Annotated in this window: 19 protein-coding genes; 1 reads left to right on the top strand and 18 read right to left on the bottom strand. The window is 47.6% G+C overall.

Annotation, left to right across the window (positions count from 1 at the left end; genetic code table 11):
- The first annotated feature begins 147 nt into the window (after positions 1-147).
- A complete protein-coding gene (gene xseA / locus HGP28_RS15535; RefSeq protein WP_246225762.1) occupies positions 148-1476 on the top strand; it encodes an exodeoxyribonuclease VII large subunit in 1329 nt (442 codons plus the stop codon).
- Positions 1477-1479: 3 nt separating this feature from the next.
- On the opposite strand, the gene HGP28_RS15530 is transcribed toward xseA, so the two are convergent.
- The 18 genes from HGP28_RS15530 to iscR all read right to left on the bottom strand — a co-directional run bounded on the left by HGP28_RS15530 (position 1480) and on the right by iscR (position 18782).
- Complete coding sequence (locus tag HGP28_RS15530) at positions 1480-1704, bottom strand: zinc ribbon domain-containing protein (protein ID WP_168837386.1); 225 nt, start codon at positions 1702-1704, stop codon at positions 1480-1482.
- Positions 1705-2229: 525 nt separating this feature from the next.
- The gene (gene der, locus HGP28_RS15525; protein WP_168837385.1) at positions 2230-3723 is read right to left on the bottom strand and encodes a ribosome biogenesis GTPase Der; all 1494 of its coding nucleotides are present in this window, start codon (positions 3721-3723) and stop codon (positions 2230-2232) included.
- Positions 3724-3932: 209 nt separating this feature from the next.
- Positions 3933-5093, bottom strand: a complete 1161-nt coding sequence (gene bamB, locus HGP28_RS15520) for an outer membrane protein assembly factor BamB (RefSeq protein WP_168837384.1) — start codon at positions 5091-5093, stop codon at positions 3933-3935.
- 13 nt (positions 5094-5106) lie between these two features.
- Positions 5107-5721 (bottom strand): tetratricopeptide repeat protein, encoded by a 615-nt coding sequence (locus tag HGP28_RS15515; RefSeq protein ID WP_168837383.1) that lies wholly within the window; start codon positions 5719-5721, stop codon positions 5107-5109.
- Between the two features lie 68 nt (positions 5722-5789).
- Entirely contained in the window at positions 5790-7058 is a 1269-nt protein-coding gene (hisS, locus tag HGP28_RS15510; protein WP_168837400.1) for a histidine--tRNA ligase, read from the bottom strand.
- A gap of 28 nt (positions 7059-7086) precedes the next feature.
- Positions 7087-8205, bottom strand: a complete 1119-nt coding sequence (gene ispG / locus HGP28_RS15505) for a flavodoxin-dependent (E)-4-hydroxy-3-methylbut-2-enyl-diphosphate synthase (protein WP_168837382.1) — start codon at positions 8203-8205, stop codon at positions 7087-7089.
- A 7-nt stretch (positions 8206-8212) separates the two neighbouring features.
- Positions 8213-9178 (bottom strand): RodZ domain-containing protein, encoded by a 966-nt coding sequence (locus HGP28_RS15500; RefSeq protein ID WP_168837381.1) that lies wholly within the window; start codon positions 9176-9178, stop codon positions 8213-8215.
- A gap of 441 nt (positions 9179-9619) precedes the next feature.
- A complete protein-coding gene (rlmN, locus tag HGP28_RS15495; protein WP_168837380.1) occupies positions 9620-10732 on the bottom strand; it encodes a dual-specificity RNA methyltransferase RlmN in 1113 nt (370 codons plus the stop codon).
- Positions 10733-10902: 170 nt separating this feature from the next.
- Positions 10903-11331 (bottom strand): nucleoside-diphosphate kinase, encoded by a 429-nt coding sequence (gene ndk, locus HGP28_RS15490; RefSeq protein WP_168837379.1) that lies wholly within the window; start codon positions 11329-11331, stop codon positions 10903-10905.
- 143 nt (positions 11332-11474) lie between these two features.
- Entirely contained in the window at positions 11475-12770 is a 1296-nt protein-coding gene (gene pepB, locus HGP28_RS15485; RefSeq protein ID WP_168837378.1) for an aminopeptidase PepB, read from the bottom strand.
- Positions 12771-12959: 189 nt separating this feature from the next.
- Positions 12960-13154 carry a Fe-S cluster assembly protein IscX gene (gene iscX, locus HGP28_RS15480; protein WP_211092029.1) on the bottom strand — a complete coding sequence of 65 codons (195 nt, stop codon included), beginning with the start codon at positions 13152-13154 and terminating at the stop codon, positions 12960-12962.
- Positions 13155-13251: 97 nt separating this feature from the next.
- Positions 13252-13590 carry an ISC system 2Fe-2S type ferredoxin gene (gene fdx / locus HGP28_RS15475; protein WP_168837376.1) on the bottom strand — a complete coding sequence of 113 codons (339 nt, stop codon included), beginning with the start codon at positions 13588-13590 and terminating at the stop codon, positions 13252-13254.
- Positions 13591-13601: 11 nt separating this feature from the next.
- Positions 13602-15455: a Fe-S protein assembly chaperone HscA gene (gene hscA, locus HGP28_RS15470; protein ID WP_168837375.1), complete on the bottom strand. Its 1854-nt coding sequence runs from the start codon at positions 15453-15455 to the stop codon at positions 13602-13604.
- Positions 15456-15622: 167 nt separating this feature from the next.
- On the bottom strand, positions 15623-16138 hold the full coding sequence (gene hscB, locus HGP28_RS15465) for a co-chaperone HscB (RefSeq protein WP_168837374.1): 516 nt from the start codon (positions 16136-16138) through the stop codon (positions 15623-15625).
- Between the two features lie 45 nt (positions 16139-16183).
- Positions 16184-16507, bottom strand: coding sequence for an iron-sulfur cluster assembly protein IscA (iscA, locus tag HGP28_RS15460; protein ID WP_168837373.1), 324 nt, complete (start codon positions 16505-16507; stop codon positions 16184-16186).
- A 77-nt stretch (positions 16508-16584) separates the two neighbouring features.
- Complete coding sequence (gene iscU / locus HGP28_RS15455; protein WP_168837372.1) at positions 16585-16968, bottom strand: Fe-S cluster assembly scaffold IscU; 384 nt, start codon at positions 16966-16968, stop codon at positions 16585-16587.
- 60 nt (positions 16969-17028) lie between these two features.
- A complete protein-coding gene (locus HGP28_RS15450) occupies positions 17029-18243 on the bottom strand; it encodes an IscS subfamily cysteine desulfurase (RefSeq protein ID WP_168837371.1) in 1215 nt (404 codons plus the stop codon).
- 32 nt (positions 18244-18275) lie between these two features.
- Entirely contained in the window at positions 18276-18782 is a 507-nt protein-coding gene (gene iscR / locus HGP28_RS15445) for a Fe-S cluster assembly transcriptional regulator IscR (RefSeq protein ID WP_168837370.1), read from the bottom strand.
- Between the last annotated feature and the right edge of the window lie 16 nt (positions 18783-18798).

Genomic DNA, 18798 nt, shown 5'->3' with positions numbered 1-18798 from the left:
AAAAGAATTTGGATTAGATATTGCGGAGGGATTATACGGCGAACGCAAACGATTGACTACAAATTTTTTATATTTTTTTGTTGCATTACCCCCCTTGCTATGTATTATATTGCCGCTAATTTCCATATTCACGCCCACGAGATTAGCTTGCCTTCAACCAACCCCAATATCTTTACGGTTTCACGGTTAAACGCCGAGGTGCGTTTGTTACTTGAAAACGAAATGGGAATCGTCTGGCTTGTCGGTGAGATTTCTAACTTCTCCGCTCCAGTCTCCGGTCACTGGTACCTCACTCTCAAAGATACAATGGCACAGGTAAAATGCGCCATGTTTCGAGGTAATAATCGCTTCGTCAATTTTAAGCCTGCGAACGGCCAACAAGTCCTGGTCAAAGCACGCTTGTCGCTGTATGAGCCACGCGGCGACTATCAATTGATTATTGAGAGTATGCAGCCTGAAGGCGACGGCCGTTTGCAACAGCAATTTGATGCTCTCAAAATGAAATTGGCCGCTGAGGGCTTATTTGCTCAATCAAGAAAGCGTCCGATTCCAGAGCACCCTCAACGTGTTGGCGTTATTACGTCGAAAACCGGTGCTGCGTTATATGACATCTTAGATGTCTTAAAACGTCGCGATCCGACCCTGTCAGTGGTGATTTACCCAAGCTTAGTGCAGGGGGAAGGAGCAGCAATACAAATTGCCCAAGCCATTGGTCGCGCGAACGAGCGCAAGGAGTGTGATGTGCTCATTGTGGGCCGTGGCGGTGGTTCACTAGAAGATTTATGGTGCTTTAATGACGAAATCGTCGCTCGTACCATTATCGCAAGCCACATTCCCATTATTAGCGCGGTCGGGCATGAAATTGATGTCACTATTGCCGATTTGGTTGCGGATTTACGCGCGCCAACGCCGTCAGCCGCCGCTGAATTGGTCAGCCGAGATACCCAACACAAGACTCAAGCCGTCGGCCACTTACAGACACGTCTTCAAGCGACGATGCGTAATTACTTAAACCTGCGCCAATCAAAAATTGAGCGACTTGAGCGTCAACTTGAACGTCGTCACCCGCGCTATCAAGTGCAGCAGCAACAGCAGCGTCTCGATGAGCTCGAAACACGGCTCAAACAAGCATTGCCCACTCAAATCAACCGAGCGCTGCAATCTCTTGAACGTCAACAGCACCGTTTGTATCGTGCATCTCCCACACAAACGTTAGCGACGCAACGTAACCAATTTAGCGCTCTGGAACAACGCTTGGTGCAAAGCATGCGCAGCCATCTTACCCAGCGACGTCACGAGTTTGCACTAAGCGCAGAAAAACTCGATACCGTAAGTCCGCTCGCAACCTTGAAGCGTGGCTACTCAATTACTCAAACCAACTCAGGACAGATTGTGACAGACGCCAGTCACGTCGCAAGTGGCACTCGACTCATCACTCGACTTGCAAATGGCGAGTTACACTCAACCGTTGATTAAGAATTAATCGATTGGTATAAAATCAAAACGAATGCGCGATTTGGATTTTAGCTCGTTGCATCGCGGGCAAAAGTAATTTGCTGCGCCGCACGCCTGTAACTTCTCCATCTCACTACCACAATCGGGGCAAAGTGCGCGCTTTTGATACTCTATATTGCATGGCAAACAGTGGTAATGCGCCTGCCACACGAGTGGATTAAGACACTTGGGGCACGTATTTTCTGACATTTCATCTTCTTCCAACTCGAACGTGTGACATTTTCGTTCTATACCCAAACAACTGGCATTGCAGATAGGCGGCAAACGAGCACAGCCTCTGAGCACTTCGTGACCACAGATAAACTAGGTGGTGAGGTTTGTAAGTGCCCGTCCCTGACTTTGTAACGAGAAGCGCTGCAACGTCAAGTGAGATGGGTATAGTGGCATAGCCAGCGTGGACTGGTGTTGATCCGACGCAACCGCTCCAAGATCTTTACCTGATCATTTCCTTTAACGCTTTTGATCAGCGATCTCCCCTTAAAAGAATATTTATATCACCACTTACCGAAAGCATAAGTTACATATGCTGCATTTGGATTTATAGCGATATAAATACCTACACAACAATCCATTTAATGATCAAATCAGCATTAAATAAAAAGATCATTAAAGTGGCGATACGGTCAAACGTAACTCATCAATCGATGAGATTAAGCGAAGTTTTAAACAAAAAAAACCCAAGCCTAAGCTTGGGTTGGTCACGAAGAGAGCGTGTTATTTACCGCGATTTTTTACCGCGCTCATCATTCGTTTGCGTTGACGCTCTTGAGACAGCGTTAATTTGCTGGTGCGATTTTCAAATGGGTTAACGCTGTTTTGGAACTGAATTCGAATTGGCGTACCCATTATTTCCAATGACTTACGGTAGTAGTTCATTAGATAACGCTTGTATGAATCTGGTAACTCTTTCACCATATTGCCATGCACGACAACAATAGGCGGGTTATAACCGCCGGCGTGAGCGTATTTCAGCTTAACACGACGACCCCGCACCATTGGAGGCTGGTGATCGTCAGTTGCCATTTTCATAATACGAGTCAGTACTGAAGTCCCAACACGCGTGGTGGCAGATTTATACGCTTCATCAACCGATTCAAATAGGTGACCGACACCAGTACCATGCAGTGCAGAGATAAAGTGAATGCGCGCAAAATCAACAAAACCGAGACGGCGATCCAGCTCTTTTTTCACGCTCTCTTTGATCTCTTCTGTCAGACCATCCCATTTATTCACCGCAATCACGATTGAACGGCCAGAATTAAGCGCAAAGCCAAGTAAGCTAAGATCTTGATCTGAGATGTTCTCGCGCGCGTCAATCACAAGGAGAACGACGTTCGCCTCTTCAACCGCTTTCAAGGTCTTCACGACTGAGAATTTTTCAACCGTTTCATTAATTCGACCACGGCGACGAACACCTGCCGTATCAATCAGAACATATTCACGGCCATTACGCTCCATCGGAATAAAGATCGAATCGCGCGTGGTCCCCGGCATATCGTAAACAACAACACGTTCTTCTCCCAAAATTCGGTTAGTTAATGTTGATTTGCCTACGTTTGGACGTCCGATAATTGCCAACTTGATTGGCTGAGCTTGTAGACGCTCAAAAGCCGCCTGCGCTTCTTCTTCGGTGTAATCGAGTGACTCATCCTCAAGATCTTCAAATTCAGTCAGATCTTCAATCTCACCGTCTTGGCCTTCGCTGCTCAGTAATCCATCAAAGAAAGGATCCAGAGCACGCTCAATCAAAGCGGTAACGCCACGACCATGAGCGGCGGCAATTTGGTACATGTCGCCCACACCCAACTGCCAAAACTCAGCGCAAGCTGCATCTGCATCAATACCATCAATTTTGTTAACCACGAGCATAGCCGGTTTTGAAATCTTACGCAGATGAGTCGCAATGGCTTGATCTGCGGCAGTCAGGCCCGCACGGCCATCAACTAAAAACAGCACAACATCCGCTTCATCAATCGCTGCGAGGGATTGCTCTGCCATTTTGGTTTCAACACCCTCTTCACTGCCATCAATACCGCCGGTATCAATCACAATAAAATCGTGCTCGCCAATTTTCGCTTGACCATATTTGCGGTCACGAGTTAAACCAGGAAAATCCGCAACAAGCGCATCGCGCGAGCGAGTTAATCGGTTAAACAAAGTAGATTTACCGACGTTTGGGCGCCCGACCAGCGCGACAACAGGGACCATAATAACCTCTATATCACTATCAGCTTGATGTCGTTATACCCAAATCACCTAAGCTCACATCAAATACCGTGTAAGCCTTAACGTGAAGTCACTTGGGAATATAGCGACACAACATATTGTTACTATACGCTCAAAAAACCAAAATGAGCGCAATAAAACGGCTCCTGGTTGTTTCCAGCCAGGAGCCGTTTGTGAATTGTATCACGAAATTATTGTTTGATGGTGAGTTTCTTTACATCACCATTGCGACTCACCACAAGGTAGCCATCACTCAAACGTATTGGGGCAACGGCAATACCACTACCATCGATCAACTGCTGAGCCACAAACTCACCCGTATCTCGATTCAGCCAGTGCAAGTAGCCCAATGTATCCGCAACGACAAGATAATCGTCAATGACCACTGGTGCCGTAAGTTGGCGATATTCTAACGCGGTATTTTGCCAAAGCTCAGTACCACTGCGCGCATCCACTGCAACAAGATGATCTTTGTCGGTCACAACAAATAAGCGGCTACCATCGGTCCCCATATCAGTGGCCGACGAGTAATTACGTTTCCACGACGCTTGACCAGAACGTAAGTCAATCGCAATCAATTGACCGTTAAAGCCAATGGTGTACAACGTGCTGCCTAGCAATAATGGCGCAGCATCGACGTCGATCAATCGATCGATTTCCGTCGCACCTTTTGGCGTTCCAACCGGCTGTTGCCACAACAGTTGGCCACGTTCGACAATGGCTGCCGCTAAACGACCACTTGCCGTACCCCAGAAAACGCCCCCTGAAGCCGCTACAGGCGTACTGGCGCCACGCAAGGTCAAATTAGGCACTTCGGTGCTAATGGTCCAACGAGACTCACCCGTTTCTTGATCGAGCGCCACTAGCGCACCATTACCGGTGTTGAGTAAAATTAACCCAGCATCCGCAATCGGCGTGCTCAGGACTTCGGCCTGAATCGCAGTTCGCCACAGCTCTTCGCCAGTTTGTTCGTTTAACGCAATAACATCGCCATTTTCACTGCCAACAAACACCTTACTGTAAGCCGCAGTCAAACCGCCTGAAAGACGAGGCTGACTTCCATCAACAACATCAATTTGCCACAGTTCGTTACCCGTTGCCGGGTCCAGAGCTTTAACCACCCCATCGCGACTTGCAACAAAAATCTTGTCGTACGCAAAAGTCGGCGCTAAACGAGAGAAATAGTGCGAGACACCATCACCCACGGAGGTTTCCCACAACTGCTCTGGCTCAAATTGGCTTGAAACACTTGGCAGCGGTGCCATCACAATGGTGTCTTCTTCACTCGAGCACCCAGCTAAGATGCCCAGAGTTAATACACCCAATGAAACTTTTTTCAACAGTGACTTCATTCAGCCATTCACCTTACTTTGCAAGATCATCAAGCTTCATTTGCAGCAATTGGCTCGCATCAGCAGCCTGTTGTGCTTCACTATATGCAGCATACGCCGCGTCAAGTTCACCTTGCTCTAACGCAATATCACCACGCAGCTCGGCCACACGACCAGCCCAGCTTGTGTCTGTAATGCTGTCAAGCGCCGCCGTTGCAGCTGCATAATTACCCAATTGCGCTTCAATGCGCGCAATGCGATAAGTTAAAAGCGGAGCCATAGCAACATCTTGAGTGTTATTTTTCGCCCAATTAAGCTGCTCGAGGGCCGCTTGATAGTCTTGCGCTTCCACCTGTACTTTGGCTAACTGCATTGCCGCGAGAACGGAATATTCTTTAACATCATTGCTGTCAATGAACGCTTGCGCTTGATCCGCAGCAATAACACCTGAACTTTGCAACTCAGCCACTACCACTGCATAATTTTGCGAAGCCACTTCACGTGCTTCAATCATCGAGTCTTGATAATAACGCCAACCAAAAAGCCCACCTAAACCAACAACCGCGCCAATAATTACGGCCTTACCGTTCTCTTGCCACCAGTTTTTGATCGCTTCTACTTGTTGCTCTTCGCTATCGTAAAGTTCCACTTCCTGTCCTCTTAAAAACGTGTCGTGGCCGCTGCTGCGACCACAAAAATAAGTTTGTTTTTTGAGCGTTAAATCAACGCCGCGATGCGCTCTGCGACATCACTTTGCGCGTAAGTTGTTTGCTCGCCGCCAACCAAATCTTTCAGAACGACAGTGCCGTCTGCGACTTCGTTTTCACCTAAAACGAGAGCAACGACTGCGCCCACTTTATCTGCACGCTTAAACTGTTTCTTAAAGTTGCCGCCGCCAAAATGGTTCATGACTCGCACGCCAGCAATCGATTCACGAAGCTGCTCCGCAAGCTTCATTCCCGCCATCATGGTGCCTTCACCTGCGGTCACCACATACACATCGACACCGCGACGAACGTCGGTCAATTCCAACGTTTCAAGCATCAGTACCAAACGCTCAAGGCCCATAGCAAACCCAACTGCGGTGGTCGGTTTACCACCAAGCTGTTCCACCAAGCCATCGTAGCGGCCACCGCCACATACTGTACCTTGCGCTCCCAAGCTCTCGGTGATCCACTCAAATACCGTGCGGTTGTAATAATCAAGTCCACGCACCAAGCGTTGATTGACGCTATATTCGATACCTGCAGCGTCAAGAAGTTCACATAACCCCGCAAAATGCGCTTTGGATTCGGCGTCGAGATAATCTGCCAATTTAGGCGCATCGACTAAAATCGCCTGCACGTCTGCGTTTTTGCTATCAAGCACACGCAGCGGATTGGTATGCATGCGACGTTTGCTATCATCATCGAGCACATCGATATGCTGTTCTAAAAATGTAATCAAGGCGGTGCGATAATCTGCACGAGCGGCTTGTGAGCCAATGGAGTTAAGCTCCAAGCGCACATGTTTATCAATACCAAGCTCGCGCCACAAGCGCGCAGTCATCATAATCAGCTCTGCGTCAACATCTGGCCCCTCAAGACCAAATACTTCGACACCACATTGGTGAAATTGACGATAGCGACCTTTTTGTGGACGCTCATGGCGGAACATTGGGCCCATGTACCATAGACGCTGTTCTTGATTGTAAAGTAAACCGTTTTCGATCCCGGCACGCACACAACCTGCGGTCCCTTCAGGGCGCAGCGATAAGCTGTCTCCGTTGCGATCGTCGAATGTATACATCTCTTTCTCAACTACGTCGGTAACTTCACCAATCGCTCGGCTAAAGAGATGAGTCATTTCAACGATGGGCATACGAACTTCGCTGTAGCCATACGCGCTGACTACTTGTTTTACTGTGTTCTCTAATTTCTGCCACAGTGGCGATTGAGTGGGGAGGCAATCGTTCATACCTCGAATTGCTTGAATGGTTTTTGCCACAATACTTACCGTTATTTCGTTGAAATGATTAATTTTTAACTGTGATTTGGATGCGATTTTCTTCATCTAACCGTGCTGCTTTTGCACGAATCTTCGCTTCCAGCTGATTAACGAGATCGTCGTTATCAAATCGCTCTTTTTGACGTTGACCGTCTTCATAAAATGCGCTTTTTCTCGCGCTACCCGCCAGCCCAAGGTGAGAGACTTCAGCTTCACCCGGTCCATTTACCACGCAACCAATGATAGAGACATCCATCGGTGTAATGATGTCTTCCAAACGCTGCTCAAGGGCGTTAACCGTGCCAATAACATCAAACTCTTGGCGTGAGCAGCTTGGGCAGGCAATAAAATTGATCCCACGCGAGCGAATACGCAAAGATTTCAGGATATCAAAACCGACTTTGATCTCTTCTACAGGGTTGGCAGCAAGCGAAATACGCAAAGTATCACCAATACCTTGAGAAAGAAGCAAACCTAAGCCAACCGCAGATTTTACGGCTCCAGCGCGAGCGCCACCGGCTTCGGTGATACCAAGGTGAAGTGGTTGATCAATCTTTTGCGCCAGTAAGCGATAGGAGTCCACCGCTAGAAACACATCCGATGCTTTTACGCTCACTTTAAATTGATCAAAGTTAAGTCTGTCGAGGATATCAACGTGACGCATCGCCGATTCCACCAGCGCTTCTGGTGTCGGCTCGCCATATTTCATCTGAATGTCTTTCTCAAGCGAGCCGCCATTTACCCCAATTCGAATTGGAATGTTGTTGTCTCGCGCGCAATCCACAACCGAACGAATTCGCTCTTCATTACCAATATTACCTGGATTAATTCGCAAACAGTCAACGCCATATTCGGCAACTTTTAACGCGATACGATAATCAAAATGAATATCAGCGACCAAAGGCACACGGACTTGCGCCTTAATTTGTTTAAACGCTTCCGCCGCTTCCATTGTGGGAACAGAGACACGAACAATGTCTGCGCCAACATTTTCCAACGCTTTGATTTGTGCCACTGTCGCTTCAACATCAGTGGTACGCGTGTTGGTCATGGATTGAACGGAAATCGGCGCGCCATCACCAATTGGTACGTCACCAACATAAATTCGCGTCGACTTACGACGCACAATCGGGGATTCTGAATGCATAATGTTTCTAAGGTAAGGTAAATCGTGCAACTTTGCCTGCAGTATAACCAGAAAGGTCAACAGGTTCACTCGCAAATGTCATTTGGACCCCTTCAGGGGCACCTAAGATGACTTTAAGAGGCGATTTACCTGAAAATTCCTCTCGTTGACCCGCTTTTTTCAGCCCTTCTGCAAGGACCCGTCCATTGGCATCCTTAACTTGAATCCAACAGTCTGCGGTAAAATTCATCACTGTAACAGGCAGTCCATTTTGTGTGGCAGGTGTACTAGGTTCAATAACCGCAGGTTGGACATCGATAAGTTCAGATGTCGTGGTAACAAGCGTTGGCTCAAGTTGCGCAGCACTCGATTCAGGCTCTGCGACCAATGTCGTTACTGTGGGCGCTGCGTTTAGTTCCGCGCTGTCGCTTGCAAGCACAAGTTCATTATCGACACGGCTCTGAGGCTGAGCAGAAATGTCTGCCGCAGCAGGAGCTGGCGCCGCCACGGTAATCTCCTCGATAATCGCGCGCTCTTGCGCACTTTCTTGTGTGGCAACGGCTACATTTAAACTATTGTCTTGTTGGTTCTGCCACCACCAAATCGAAGATATCCCGATAATGGTAAGGAACACCCCCCAAGTCACCCAAGTAATGCGGCTGTTGTGCTGAGCTTGTGAGGTTTTTCGAGAAAAGCTTTGCATAACTTGCTCTTGTGGCTGAACATCCGCCGTTTGCTCAAGCGCGCTCAGCACAACGTGCTCATCTAAGCCGACCAGCTTCGCGTAAGAACGCAAATAACCACGAGTGAATGTCGCGACCTGATCGCCTTTAAATTGATTGGCTTCTAATTGTTCGACGACGGCGATCCTGAGTCGCAGTTTATTGGCAACCTCTTTTTGCGTCATGCCTATCGCTTCTCGGCGATTTTTTAATAGCGTTCCCGCTTCGACTGGCGGCGTAGTTTCTTGTGGGGCTGTCTGTTCTGTTGTCATAGCAAATCATTTGGTTGTGAGTGTGCCACGCGTCAACTTGGTTTTTATCATCGTTTTATCAACGCTAATGCAGCACAGAAAATATGCGTCATTTACGACCCTCGACAGCGACAAACACGCTCTAGTCATCGGAATCGTTATATTGGCGATAATAGCAAGCTACTATCTATACCGTTACGTAAGTACTAACTTACCCTTTTGACCACCGTAGTCATCAAAGGTTCATAATAAGCCAACCCCCTGATAGGACAAAAAGGGTTCGTGTTGAAATTTACCGTCTTCGGTCAAATTTGTCCAAATCTTGACACAAACACGATGCGAACTCGGGACTTGTTCGACAATTTTATTAATACGGTATGTGTTCTCCCGAGACTGCGGTTACTTGGGTATAATAGACAACAAGCCAGAACTTTGTCTGGCTTGTCATTAAAATGGCGCTAATTAGAGCGTTTTTACTGGAATCGACTCCATTTTCACTTTAGTGCGTTTGGTGCGGTCAATCACATCACCCACCAATTGCCCACATGCAGCGTCGATATCATCACCCCGTGTTTTACGGACAGTGACGGTATGCTCATATTGCATCAATGTTTTTTGGAATCGGTCAATACGTGAATTGCTGGGCTTTTTGTACGGTGAACCTGGGTATGGATTAAATGGGATCAGGTTAATTTTGCACGGCGTCTCTTTCATCAACTGCGCTAACTCGTGAGCATGCTCAGTACCATCATTCACATGATCAAGCAAAACATACTCTACCGTCACTTTGCCACGGTTCGCATTTGATGAAGCAATGTAACGACGTACCGATGCTAAAAATGCCTGAATATCCCAACGATCATTGATTGGCATAATGTCACTTCGTAATGCGTCATTCGGCGCATGCAACGAAATAGCCAGTGCAACGTCAATTTTACCTGTCATTTGATCAAGGCCTGATACCACGCCTGACGTTGAAACAGTAACACGACGTTTTGATAGGCCAAACCCAAGATCATCCAACATGATTTCCAATGATGGGATCAAGTTTTTCATATTGAGTAACGGCTCGCCCATGCCCATCATCACCACATTGGTGATAGGACGACGGCCGGTCTCTTTTTCTAAGCCAATTTCACGCGCCGCTCGCCAAACTTGACCGATAATTTCCGAGACTTTGAGGTTGCGGTTAAAACCTTGCTGCGCTGTTGAGCAAAATTTGCATTCCAAGGCACAGCCTACCTGAGATGATACGCACAATGTCGCACGATCCTCTTCAGGAATATAGACGGTTTCAACATCTTGATCGCCCACACGCATCGCCCACTTAATGGTGCCATCCGTTGAGTGTTGGGCTGCGGAAACCACGGGGGCTTTGATTTCACATTTCTGCTTCAGTTTTTCGCGCAACTGTTTATTAATGTTGGTCATGTTATCGAAGTCATCGACACCAAAATGGTAGATCCATTTCATCACCTGCTCTGCGCGAAACGCTTTTTCGCCCAACTCATCAGCAAACAGCTGACGTAAACCTTGGCGATCAAAATCCAGCAGGTTGATTTTTTCAGTAGTCATGTAGCCTCTCACGACGAAACATTAATTAATGGGCGCGAATTGTACTGCCTTTACTCAACAACAACAAGGGGTGAAAAAAGCAGCATTTGATTGTGCTTTTCGATCAATAGGTATCACGTTCTCGCCGTGTGAGGGGACAAAAAAAGTAGGCTTAAGCGCCTACATTTTTGTTAGCTTCGCGGACAAATTTCTGAATGAGGGAAGAAAAATTCAATTTCACGCGCAGCGGACATTGGGCTGTCAGAGCCGTGTACCGAGTTATGTCGCATACTCAATGCGTAGTCAGCGCGTATCGTACCGCAAGCGGCCTCTTCGGGATTGGTCGCCCCCATTAACTCACGATAGCGTGCGATAGCGTTTTCGCCCTCAAGCACTTGTACCATGATTGGGCCAGACATCATGAACGCCTTAAGGTCATTAAAAAAGGGTTTACCTTCGTGCTCTGCGTAAAACCCGCTTGCTTGAATTTCGTTCAAGTGCACCATTTTAGCCGCAATCACTTGCAGCCCTGCGGTTTCAATTCGGTGATAAATCTCGCCAATGAGGTTTCGTTTTACTGCATCGGGCTTAATGATTGAGAAAGTTCTTTCTAATGCCATAACAGGTCCTTTGCGTAATCTAATCAATTTAAAATGACCATCGGCGATAATACTGTCGCCGAGGCCACTCGTTTTAACAACTTAACACTACCGCTACTGCCTTGCCACACATGGTTACACAGACAACGGAGTATTATTGGCGTTTATTTTACTTCATTTGTTAATAAACGCGCTAAAGTGCGCACTCCCATTCCGGTGGCACCCGCAGCCCATTTATCCGAAGCCGCTTTGCGATATGTACCCGCGCAGTCAAGGTGTACCCAGCCTTTGTGGTAATTGCGCACAAAATACGACAAAAAGGCGGCCGCGGTACTTGCCCCTGGTGAATATTCACCGGAACTGATGTTCGAAAGGTCGGCAAAATTGGACGGTAACATCTCACGATGGAACTCAGCCAATGGCAAAGGCCATAAACCTTCATGCTCTTCTTTGGCTGCAGTTAACGCTCTGTGTGCCAGCTCATCATCAAAACTGAGCAAAGCGTGATAATCGTTTCCTAGAGCGTGTTTTGCCGCGCCAGTGAGTGTGGCACAATCGATGATCAGTTGAGGCTGCTGCTCCTCGGCATAAATCAAACCATCGGCAAGCACAAGACGCCCTTCCGCATCGGTGTTCATTACTTCAACGGTTTTGCCATTTTTGTAAGTAATAATGTCACCAAGCTTGAGCGCGCGACCAGAGATCATATTTTCCGCGCAGCACAATACCAATTTCACGCGTTTGTTTAGGCCACGCATAATTGCCAATGCCAAACCACCGGTTGCCAATGCCGCGCCACCCATATCCGCTTTCATTGATGTCATAAAATTGGACGGCTTCAAACTGTAACCACCCGAATCAAATGTGATCCCTTTGCCGACGATACAGGCATAAACTGGAGCGTCACTGTCTCCCGTTGGGTTAAAATCTAGTTGCAGCATTGCCGAGGTGCGTTCAGAGCCGCGCCCTACAGCAAATATGCCAGCCCAACCTTCCGCGAGCAGATCTTTATCTTTCACGATCCGTGTGGTCACTGTCCCTTCAGGTGCGATGGATTTAATAAATTCCGCAGCCATAGTCGCGAGTTGACGCGGTGCCACTTCTTCTGCTGGTTTATTAATGATATCGCGCGTGAAATCGGTCGCTTGAATTCGGCCGTTCAATTCTCGCTGGGCTGAATCCTCAAGCGCAGGCCACGCCATTTGATTCTGTTTCTTTGGCGAGCGGTAGCCTTGATAAAAAGCCCAAATTCGTTCTAAGTCCCAACCATCACCGCTCAGTGCGACAGCACTAACACCTTGATTGTCTAATTTTCGCGCAGCTATTTGGATCTGATCTAGCGCGTTCTCGAGTTTGATATGTACGGTCGCGCCATGTTCGGTAAAGGAGAGCAGAGCGGCGTCTCCCCACTGGCTTGCCGCAGCCTTGTCACTTAAAAATACTGGCATCACTGTCGACATGGTTTCTCCTTGCCCAAAATGCAGTGTGAATAGTTACAATGACCTCGATAGTATCGACTCTTTTTTACAAGATAAGGTCACTTAGGTATAGACAATGTTCTGATGTTAGCATTAGGTATAGTTCATTTGTCAATGGAATAAAAAAACGGACACTCAGGTCCGTTAACTTATTCAAATCACATGTTTGGTTTAGTCGCGTTCGTCTATCCAACACAAAATGACTGCTTCCAGAATTTTTTCATTGGAGTGATTGGGATCATCTTCAAAATCATCTAATGCCATGATCCACGAATGAAGATCAGTAAACCGTACCGTTTGCGGATCCGTATCCGGATATTTATCGCACAGCTCAATCGCAATCTCGCGTGAGTCGGTCCATTTCAACATTGCACAGCTCCTTTTCCTTGAGGTTCAATCTGAATTCAGTGTGTACTCGTGCTGGGTCGATTGCAACGCCAAGTTTGCTGCAATCGACGTTGACTTAATGATCTTCTGAAGCGTGGTTGAGCGTGTAACGCGGAATTTCTACCACCAAATCTTCATCTGCCACTTTGGCTTGACATCCAAGACGCGATTCAGGTTCCAGACCCCATGCTTTATCCAGCATGTCATCTTCAAGCTCTTCACTCTCTTCCAGCGAATCGAATCCTTCGCGAATAATCACATGGCATGTGGTACAAGCACAGGATTTTTCACAGGCATGCTCGATACCGATGCCATTTTTTAACGCAACATCGAGTACCGTTTCACCAGTCTGGGCCTCTAATACCGCCCCTTCCGGACACAGATCATCATGGGGTAATACAATTATCTTAGGCATAATACTTTCTCTTAAAGGTCATCCACTGACTGGCCAGCCAGTGCAGCACGAATTGATTTGTCCATACGGCGTGACGCAAATTCTTGGCTCGCGTTATCCGTCGCTTTGATACCCGCTTCTATCGCATTCGCGTTATCGCCATTACGAAGCTGAATGAGTGACTCTATGGCTAAAAGCAGTGCCGCCCGCTCTGCATCATCGAGCAGTTCATCGCCATCGGCCTGCATTGCTGCGAGCAGCCCTTCGATCACTCGATCCGCCTCAACACGTTGCTCTGCCAACGCACGTGCATCCATATCTTCCTTAGCAAACGTCATCGAGTCTTTCAGCATGTTGGCGACTTCATCATCACTTAAACCATACGAGGGTTTAACTTGGATTTCAGATTGCACCCCGGTGCTTTTTTCCATCGCCGTCACAGACAATAAGCCATCAGCATCCACCTGATAAGTCACGCGAATATGAGCGGCGCCAGCGGCCATTGGAGGAATGCCTTTGAGCGAGAAGCGTGCTAATGAACGGCAATCATTCACCATTTCACGCTCACCTTGAACCACATGCACGCTCATGGCGGTTTGCCCATCTTTAAAAGTGGTGAACTCTTGAGCGCGTGCCACGGGAATGGTGGTGTTGCGAGGAATGATTTTTTCAACCAGTCCTCCCATGGTTTCAATACCCAGCGACAACGGGATCACATCAAGAAGCAACATTTCACTGTCAGGTTTATTGCCGACCAAAATGTCTGCTTGAATGCCTGCGCCAAGCGCAACAACTTCATCAGGGTTAATGCTAGTGAGGGGCGTTCGACCAAAAAAGTCACCGACCATCTCGCGCACAAGTTGGGTACGAGTCGAGCCACCGACCATCACCACTTCCATGACGTCATCGGCCGCTACTGCGGCGTCTTTTAGAGCGCGACGGCATGATTGTAAGGTTTTTTTCACTAATGGCTGGATCAATGCTTCAAATTGAGCTCGAGTCACATGGCCCTGCCACCCTAGAACATCAACCCCAACTTGATCATGGTTTGACAGCGCGATTTTAACCCGAGTCGCTTCATTTAATAGCGCGCGATTTTGCTCTGCACTAAGCGTGCCTTCAGTACCGATTTGTTGATGCAGATGCTCGGCCAATAAATGGTCAAAATCATCGCCGCCAAGCGCTGAATCACCACCAGTGGCGAGCACTTCAAACACGCCTCGCGATAATCGTAAGATTGAGATATCAAACGTCCCTCCACCGAGGTCGTATACCGCAATAACGCCTTCTTGTCCCGAATCCAGCCCATAAGCGATTGCCGCTGCAGTCGGCTCATTAAGCAAACGTAACACATGCAAACCCGCCAATTTGGCGGCGTCTTTGGTGCCTGCGCGTTGCGCATCATCAAAATAAGCCGGCACGGTGATCACAACACCCGCCAACTCACCACCGAGAGCTTGCTCTGCTCGAGCACCCAGCTCGCGCAAAATGTCAGCCGAAACTTCAACTGGATTTTTATTCCCCTGGCGGGTTTCGATCTGGGGCAAGCCATTGTCGCTAGCAATAAAACGATAAGGGAGAGAAGGGTAACGGGTTTGAATATCAGTCAGGCTTCGACCGAGAAGCCGCTTTACTGAGATGATCGTCTGATGAGGTTCTTTTTCCGCGCGAGCCATTGCGTCAGCGCCAACGATAGCGTGATCGCCAGCATAATTCACCACTGAAGGTAAAATCGCGCGATTTTTGTCATCATTTAGGGTTGCGACCTGACCGCTGCGAACGGTTGCGACCAATGAATTGGTGGTACCAAGGTCTATCCCAGCTGCTAATTTATGTTGATGAGGCGCTGAGCTTTGTCCCGGCTCTGCTATTTGAAGTAATGCCATGCTGAATCCTTGTTACCTATACCTGTTCGACTTGAAGCTGCAGCGCTTTTCTTTAAAAAATTAGGGGGCTGGCTCTCACCAGCCTCATTACATAAACTACCTATGCTCTGAGGCGTTGCTCGTTTGCCGCCGACCTGCATCTCCAAGTTGTTTGGGTATAGTTCTTTTTATCTTTCTAACGTGTCTTCGACCAATTCGATTTCGTGTTGCAATTTAACAATAAATTTCAATTTTCGAATCCGATCTGCCGCCTCAAGCCATAATGTTTGATTCAATTCTTGCTCGAGTGCTGCTAATTCAATTTGATACATTTTGTTGACTTTACTATCAAAGTCAAACAACAAATCTTCCACATCAGTGCGCTGGGCCAAGTTTTCCAATTCTTCACGCAGCTCCATTTGCTGCATGAGAAACATCGGATCTTGTAAGGTTTGCTGCTCACCACGCAACTCAACATTATTTAAGCTCAAAAGATATTCACCACGCGACAGCGGCTGTTTTAGCGTTTGATAAGCGTCGTTAATTTGCGCAGCTTTTTGCACCGCCATTAAACGGTCACGCTCTGATGCAGCGGCAAAATTATCTGGGTGAAAACGCTTTTGTAACGCGCGAAACTGAGAAGAAAGAAGGCTACCATCCAGCGCAAACTGAGTTGGTAGCCCAAATAATTCAAAATGGTTCATCACACACCATCCTAATGTGCTGCGCGACTGCGCAGCCATCATCGATTAAACGTTAAAACTTTCGCCACAGCCACACTCGCCTTTTGAGTTCGGATTATTAAATTCAAACCCCTCATTGAGCCCTTCTTTGACATAGTCAAGTTGAGTGCCATCAAGGTAGACCAAGCTCTTCTTATCAATAATGACTTTAACACCATGATCTTCAAAAACTTCATCTTCATCATTTAATTCGTCGACAAATTCGAGCACATAAGCCATGCCGCTACAACCGGTGGTTTTCACCCCCAGACGCAAGCCGACGCCTTTGCCTCGATTCTCAAGAAAGGTTCTTACGCGAGTTGCTGCGGTTTCGGTTAGTGTAATGGCCATACTGCACCTATGTTCTCTTAGTAAAGCGATGGGCTGAGCGTCGGTGACCACACCAGTGATCACGCAACGTTCAATGCTTATTGTTGATGTTTTTTCTTATAATCTGCGACCGCAGCTTTAATGGCGTCTTCCGCCAAAATAGAGCAGTGCACTTTGACTGGTGGTAATTCAAGCTCTTCAGCAATCTCAGCATTTTTAATTGCTGCTGCTTCGTCAATCGACTTGCCTTTTACCCATTCCGTTACAAGTGAGCTAGACGCAATAGCACTGCCGCAGCCATATGTTTTGAATTTTGCATCTTCAATAATGCCTTCTGGCGTTACCTTGATCTGCAGCTTCATCACATCACCACAGGCGGGAGCGCCCACCATACCACTGCCCACGGAAGGGTCTTCTTTATCAAATGAACCAACGTTACGTGGGTTCTCATAATGATCAATTACTTTGTCGCTGTATGCCATGATAGTTACCTCGAATCCTTGACTTCATCCCACTGATTTTTATGTCAGTAGGGGTCATAATTAGTGATGCGCCCACTCAACCGTGTTCAGGTCGATACCCTCTTTGTACATGTCCCAAAGTGGCGACATATCGCGCAATTTATTCACCGCTGTACGGATTTGTGCAACGGCGTAGTCAATTTCTTCTTCTGTCGTAAAGCGACCAAATGAAAAACGCACCGAACTGTGTGCCAACTCGTCATTAAGGCCCAACGCTCGTAATACATAAGAAGGCTCAAGACTTGCAGAAGTACAAGCACTTCCCGATGATACGGCGAGATCTTTCAGTGACATCAATAACGACTCACCCTCAACAAAGGCAAAGCTCACATTGAGATTATGTGGAACGCGCTGCTCTAGATCGCCATTCACCGTTACAGCTTCAAGGTCGCGAATGCCATCGAGCAGTCGATTACGTAATGTCAAAGCATGAGCGTAATCTTGATCCATCTCTTCTTTTGCAATGCGGAACGCCTCACCCATACCCACGATTTGGTGCGTCGCCAATGTCCCTGAGCGGAAGCCGCGTTCATGGCCACCACCGTGCATTTGTGCTTCTAGGCGAATACGCGGTTTGCGTCGAACGTACAGAGCACCAATACCTTTCGGACCATAGGCCTTATGGGCGGATAGCGAAATTAAGTCCACTTTCATCTCTTGAACGTCGATAGGCAGTTTACCCGCAGATTGCGCCGCATCAACATGGAAGATAATCTTGCGTTCACGACACATTTCACCAATGGCGGCGATGTCTTGAACCACGCCAATCTCGTTGTTAACGTGCATAATCGATACTAAGACAGTGTCGTCGCGCATCGCAGCGGCCAACTTAGCCAGATCAATAATACCGTTTGATTCCGGTTCAAGGTAAGTCACTTCGTACCCTTCACGCTCAAGTTGGCGGCATGGGTCCAACACAGCCTTATGCTCGGTTTTGCATGTAATAACGTGCTTACCTTTCTTTGCGTAAAAATGCGCAGCGCCTTTAATGGCTAAGTTATCCGACTCAGTTGCACCGGAGGTAAAAACAATCTCTCGAGGGTCAGCATTTAACAGATCCGCAATTTGCTCGCGTGCGGTATCGACCGCTTCTTCAGCTTGCCAACCGTAACGGTGCGAACGTGAGGCAGGGTTACCAAAGGTCCCCTCCATCGTCATGCACTGGATCATTTTCTCAGCCACACGAGGATCAACAGGACAGGTTGCCGAATAATCTAGATAAATAGGCAGTTTCATTCTCTACTCCAATGTCTACAGCGGACCACTCATTAAGAGCGGACATTTACACCGATGGGTGCGGTGCTGAGTTTTTTATTTGCCAACCCATGGCTTAGTGCCAAGTCAAAGTCTTGACGATCGGAAATCTCAAGAACCTCATTATCACTCATTAATTGGCCCAGTGTAATGTTGTTCAAAAATTCGCTAATACGTGCGCTCAAATCGCGCCATAACGTGTGGGTCAAACAGCGAGTGCCACCCTGACAATCCCCTTTCCCATGGCATTTGGTCGCATCAACCGATTCGTCAACGGCTGCAATCACCGTACCAATCGCGATCTGATGTGGCTCAGCGCCGAGACGATAACCACCGCCTGGGCCGCGTACACTCGCTACCAAACCCGCTTTACGCAATTTAGAGAACAACTGCTCAAGATAAGATAGTGAAATGCCTTGCCTTTCCGAAATATCTGCCAACGGAACAGGAGTTTGTTGTGAATGCAGCGCAACATCTAGCATTGCTGTCACTGCATATCTTCCTTTAGATGTTAATTTCATGTCACCGTACCCACAC

Origin of the sequence: Vibrio agarilyticus (assembly GCF_012641465.1) — a bacterium.
Taxonomy (GTDB): domain Bacteria; phylum Pseudomonadota; class Gammaproteobacteria; order Enterobacterales; family Vibrionaceae; genus Vibrio; species Vibrio agarilyticus.
The sequence above is the reverse complement of the archived record's forward strand: the minus strand, read 5'-3'. Positions and strand labels throughout refer to the sequence as shown.

Coding starts and splice junctions, on each gene's coding strand:
- HGP28_RS15530 (WP_168837386.1), bottom strand. CDS start 1,704: ATGTCAGAAAATACGTGCCCCAAGTGTCTTAATCCACTCGTGTGGCAG.
- der (WP_168837385.1), bottom strand. CDS start 3,723: ATGGTCCCTGTTGTCGCGCTGGTCGGGCGCCCAAACGTCGGTAAATCT.
- bamB (WP_168837384.1), bottom strand. CDS start 5,093: ATGAAGTCACTGTTGAAAAAAGTTTCATTGGGTGTATTAACTCTGGGC.
- ispG (WP_168837382.1), bottom strand. CDS start 8,205: ATGCATTCAGAATCCCCGATTGTGCGTCGTAAGTCGACGCGAATTTAT.
- HGP28_RS15500 (WP_168837381.1), bottom strand. CDS start 9,178: ATGACAACAGAACAGACAGCCCCACAAGAAACTACGCCGCCAGTCGAA.
- rlmN (WP_168837380.1), bottom strand. CDS start 10,732: ATGACTACTGAAAAAATCAACCTGCTGGATTTTGATCGCCAAGGTTTA.
- ndk (WP_168837379.1), bottom strand. CDS start 11,331: ATGGCATTAGAAAGAACTTTCTCAATCATTAAGCCCGATGCAGTAAAA.
- pepB (WP_168837378.1), bottom strand. CDS start 12,770: ATGTCGACAGTGATGCCAGTATTTTTAAGTGACAAGGCTGCGGCAAGC.
- fdx (WP_168837376.1), bottom strand. CDS start 13,590: ATGCCTAAGATAATTGTATTACCCCATGATGATCTGTGTCCGGAAGGG.
- hscA (WP_168837375.1), bottom strand. CDS start 15,455: ATGGCATTACTTCAAATAGCAGAGCCGGGACAAAGCTCAGCGCCTCAT.
- hscB (WP_168837374.1), bottom strand. CDS start 16,138: ATGAACCATTTTGAATTATTTGGGCTACCAACTCAGTTTGCGCTGGAT.
- iscA (WP_168837373.1), bottom strand. CDS start 16,507: ATGGCCATTACACTAACCGAAACCGCAGCAACTCGCGTAAGAACCTTT.
- iscU (WP_168837372.1), bottom strand. CDS start 16,968: ATGGCATACAGCGACAAAGTAATTGATCATTATGAGAACCCACGTAAC.
- HGP28_RS15450 (WP_168837371.1), bottom strand. CDS start 18,243: ATGAAACTGCCTATTTATCTAGATTATTCGGCAACCTGTCCTGTTGAT.
- iscR (WP_168837370.1), bottom strand. CDS start 18,782: ATGAAATTAACATCTAAAGGAAGATATGCAGTGACAGCAATGCTAGAT.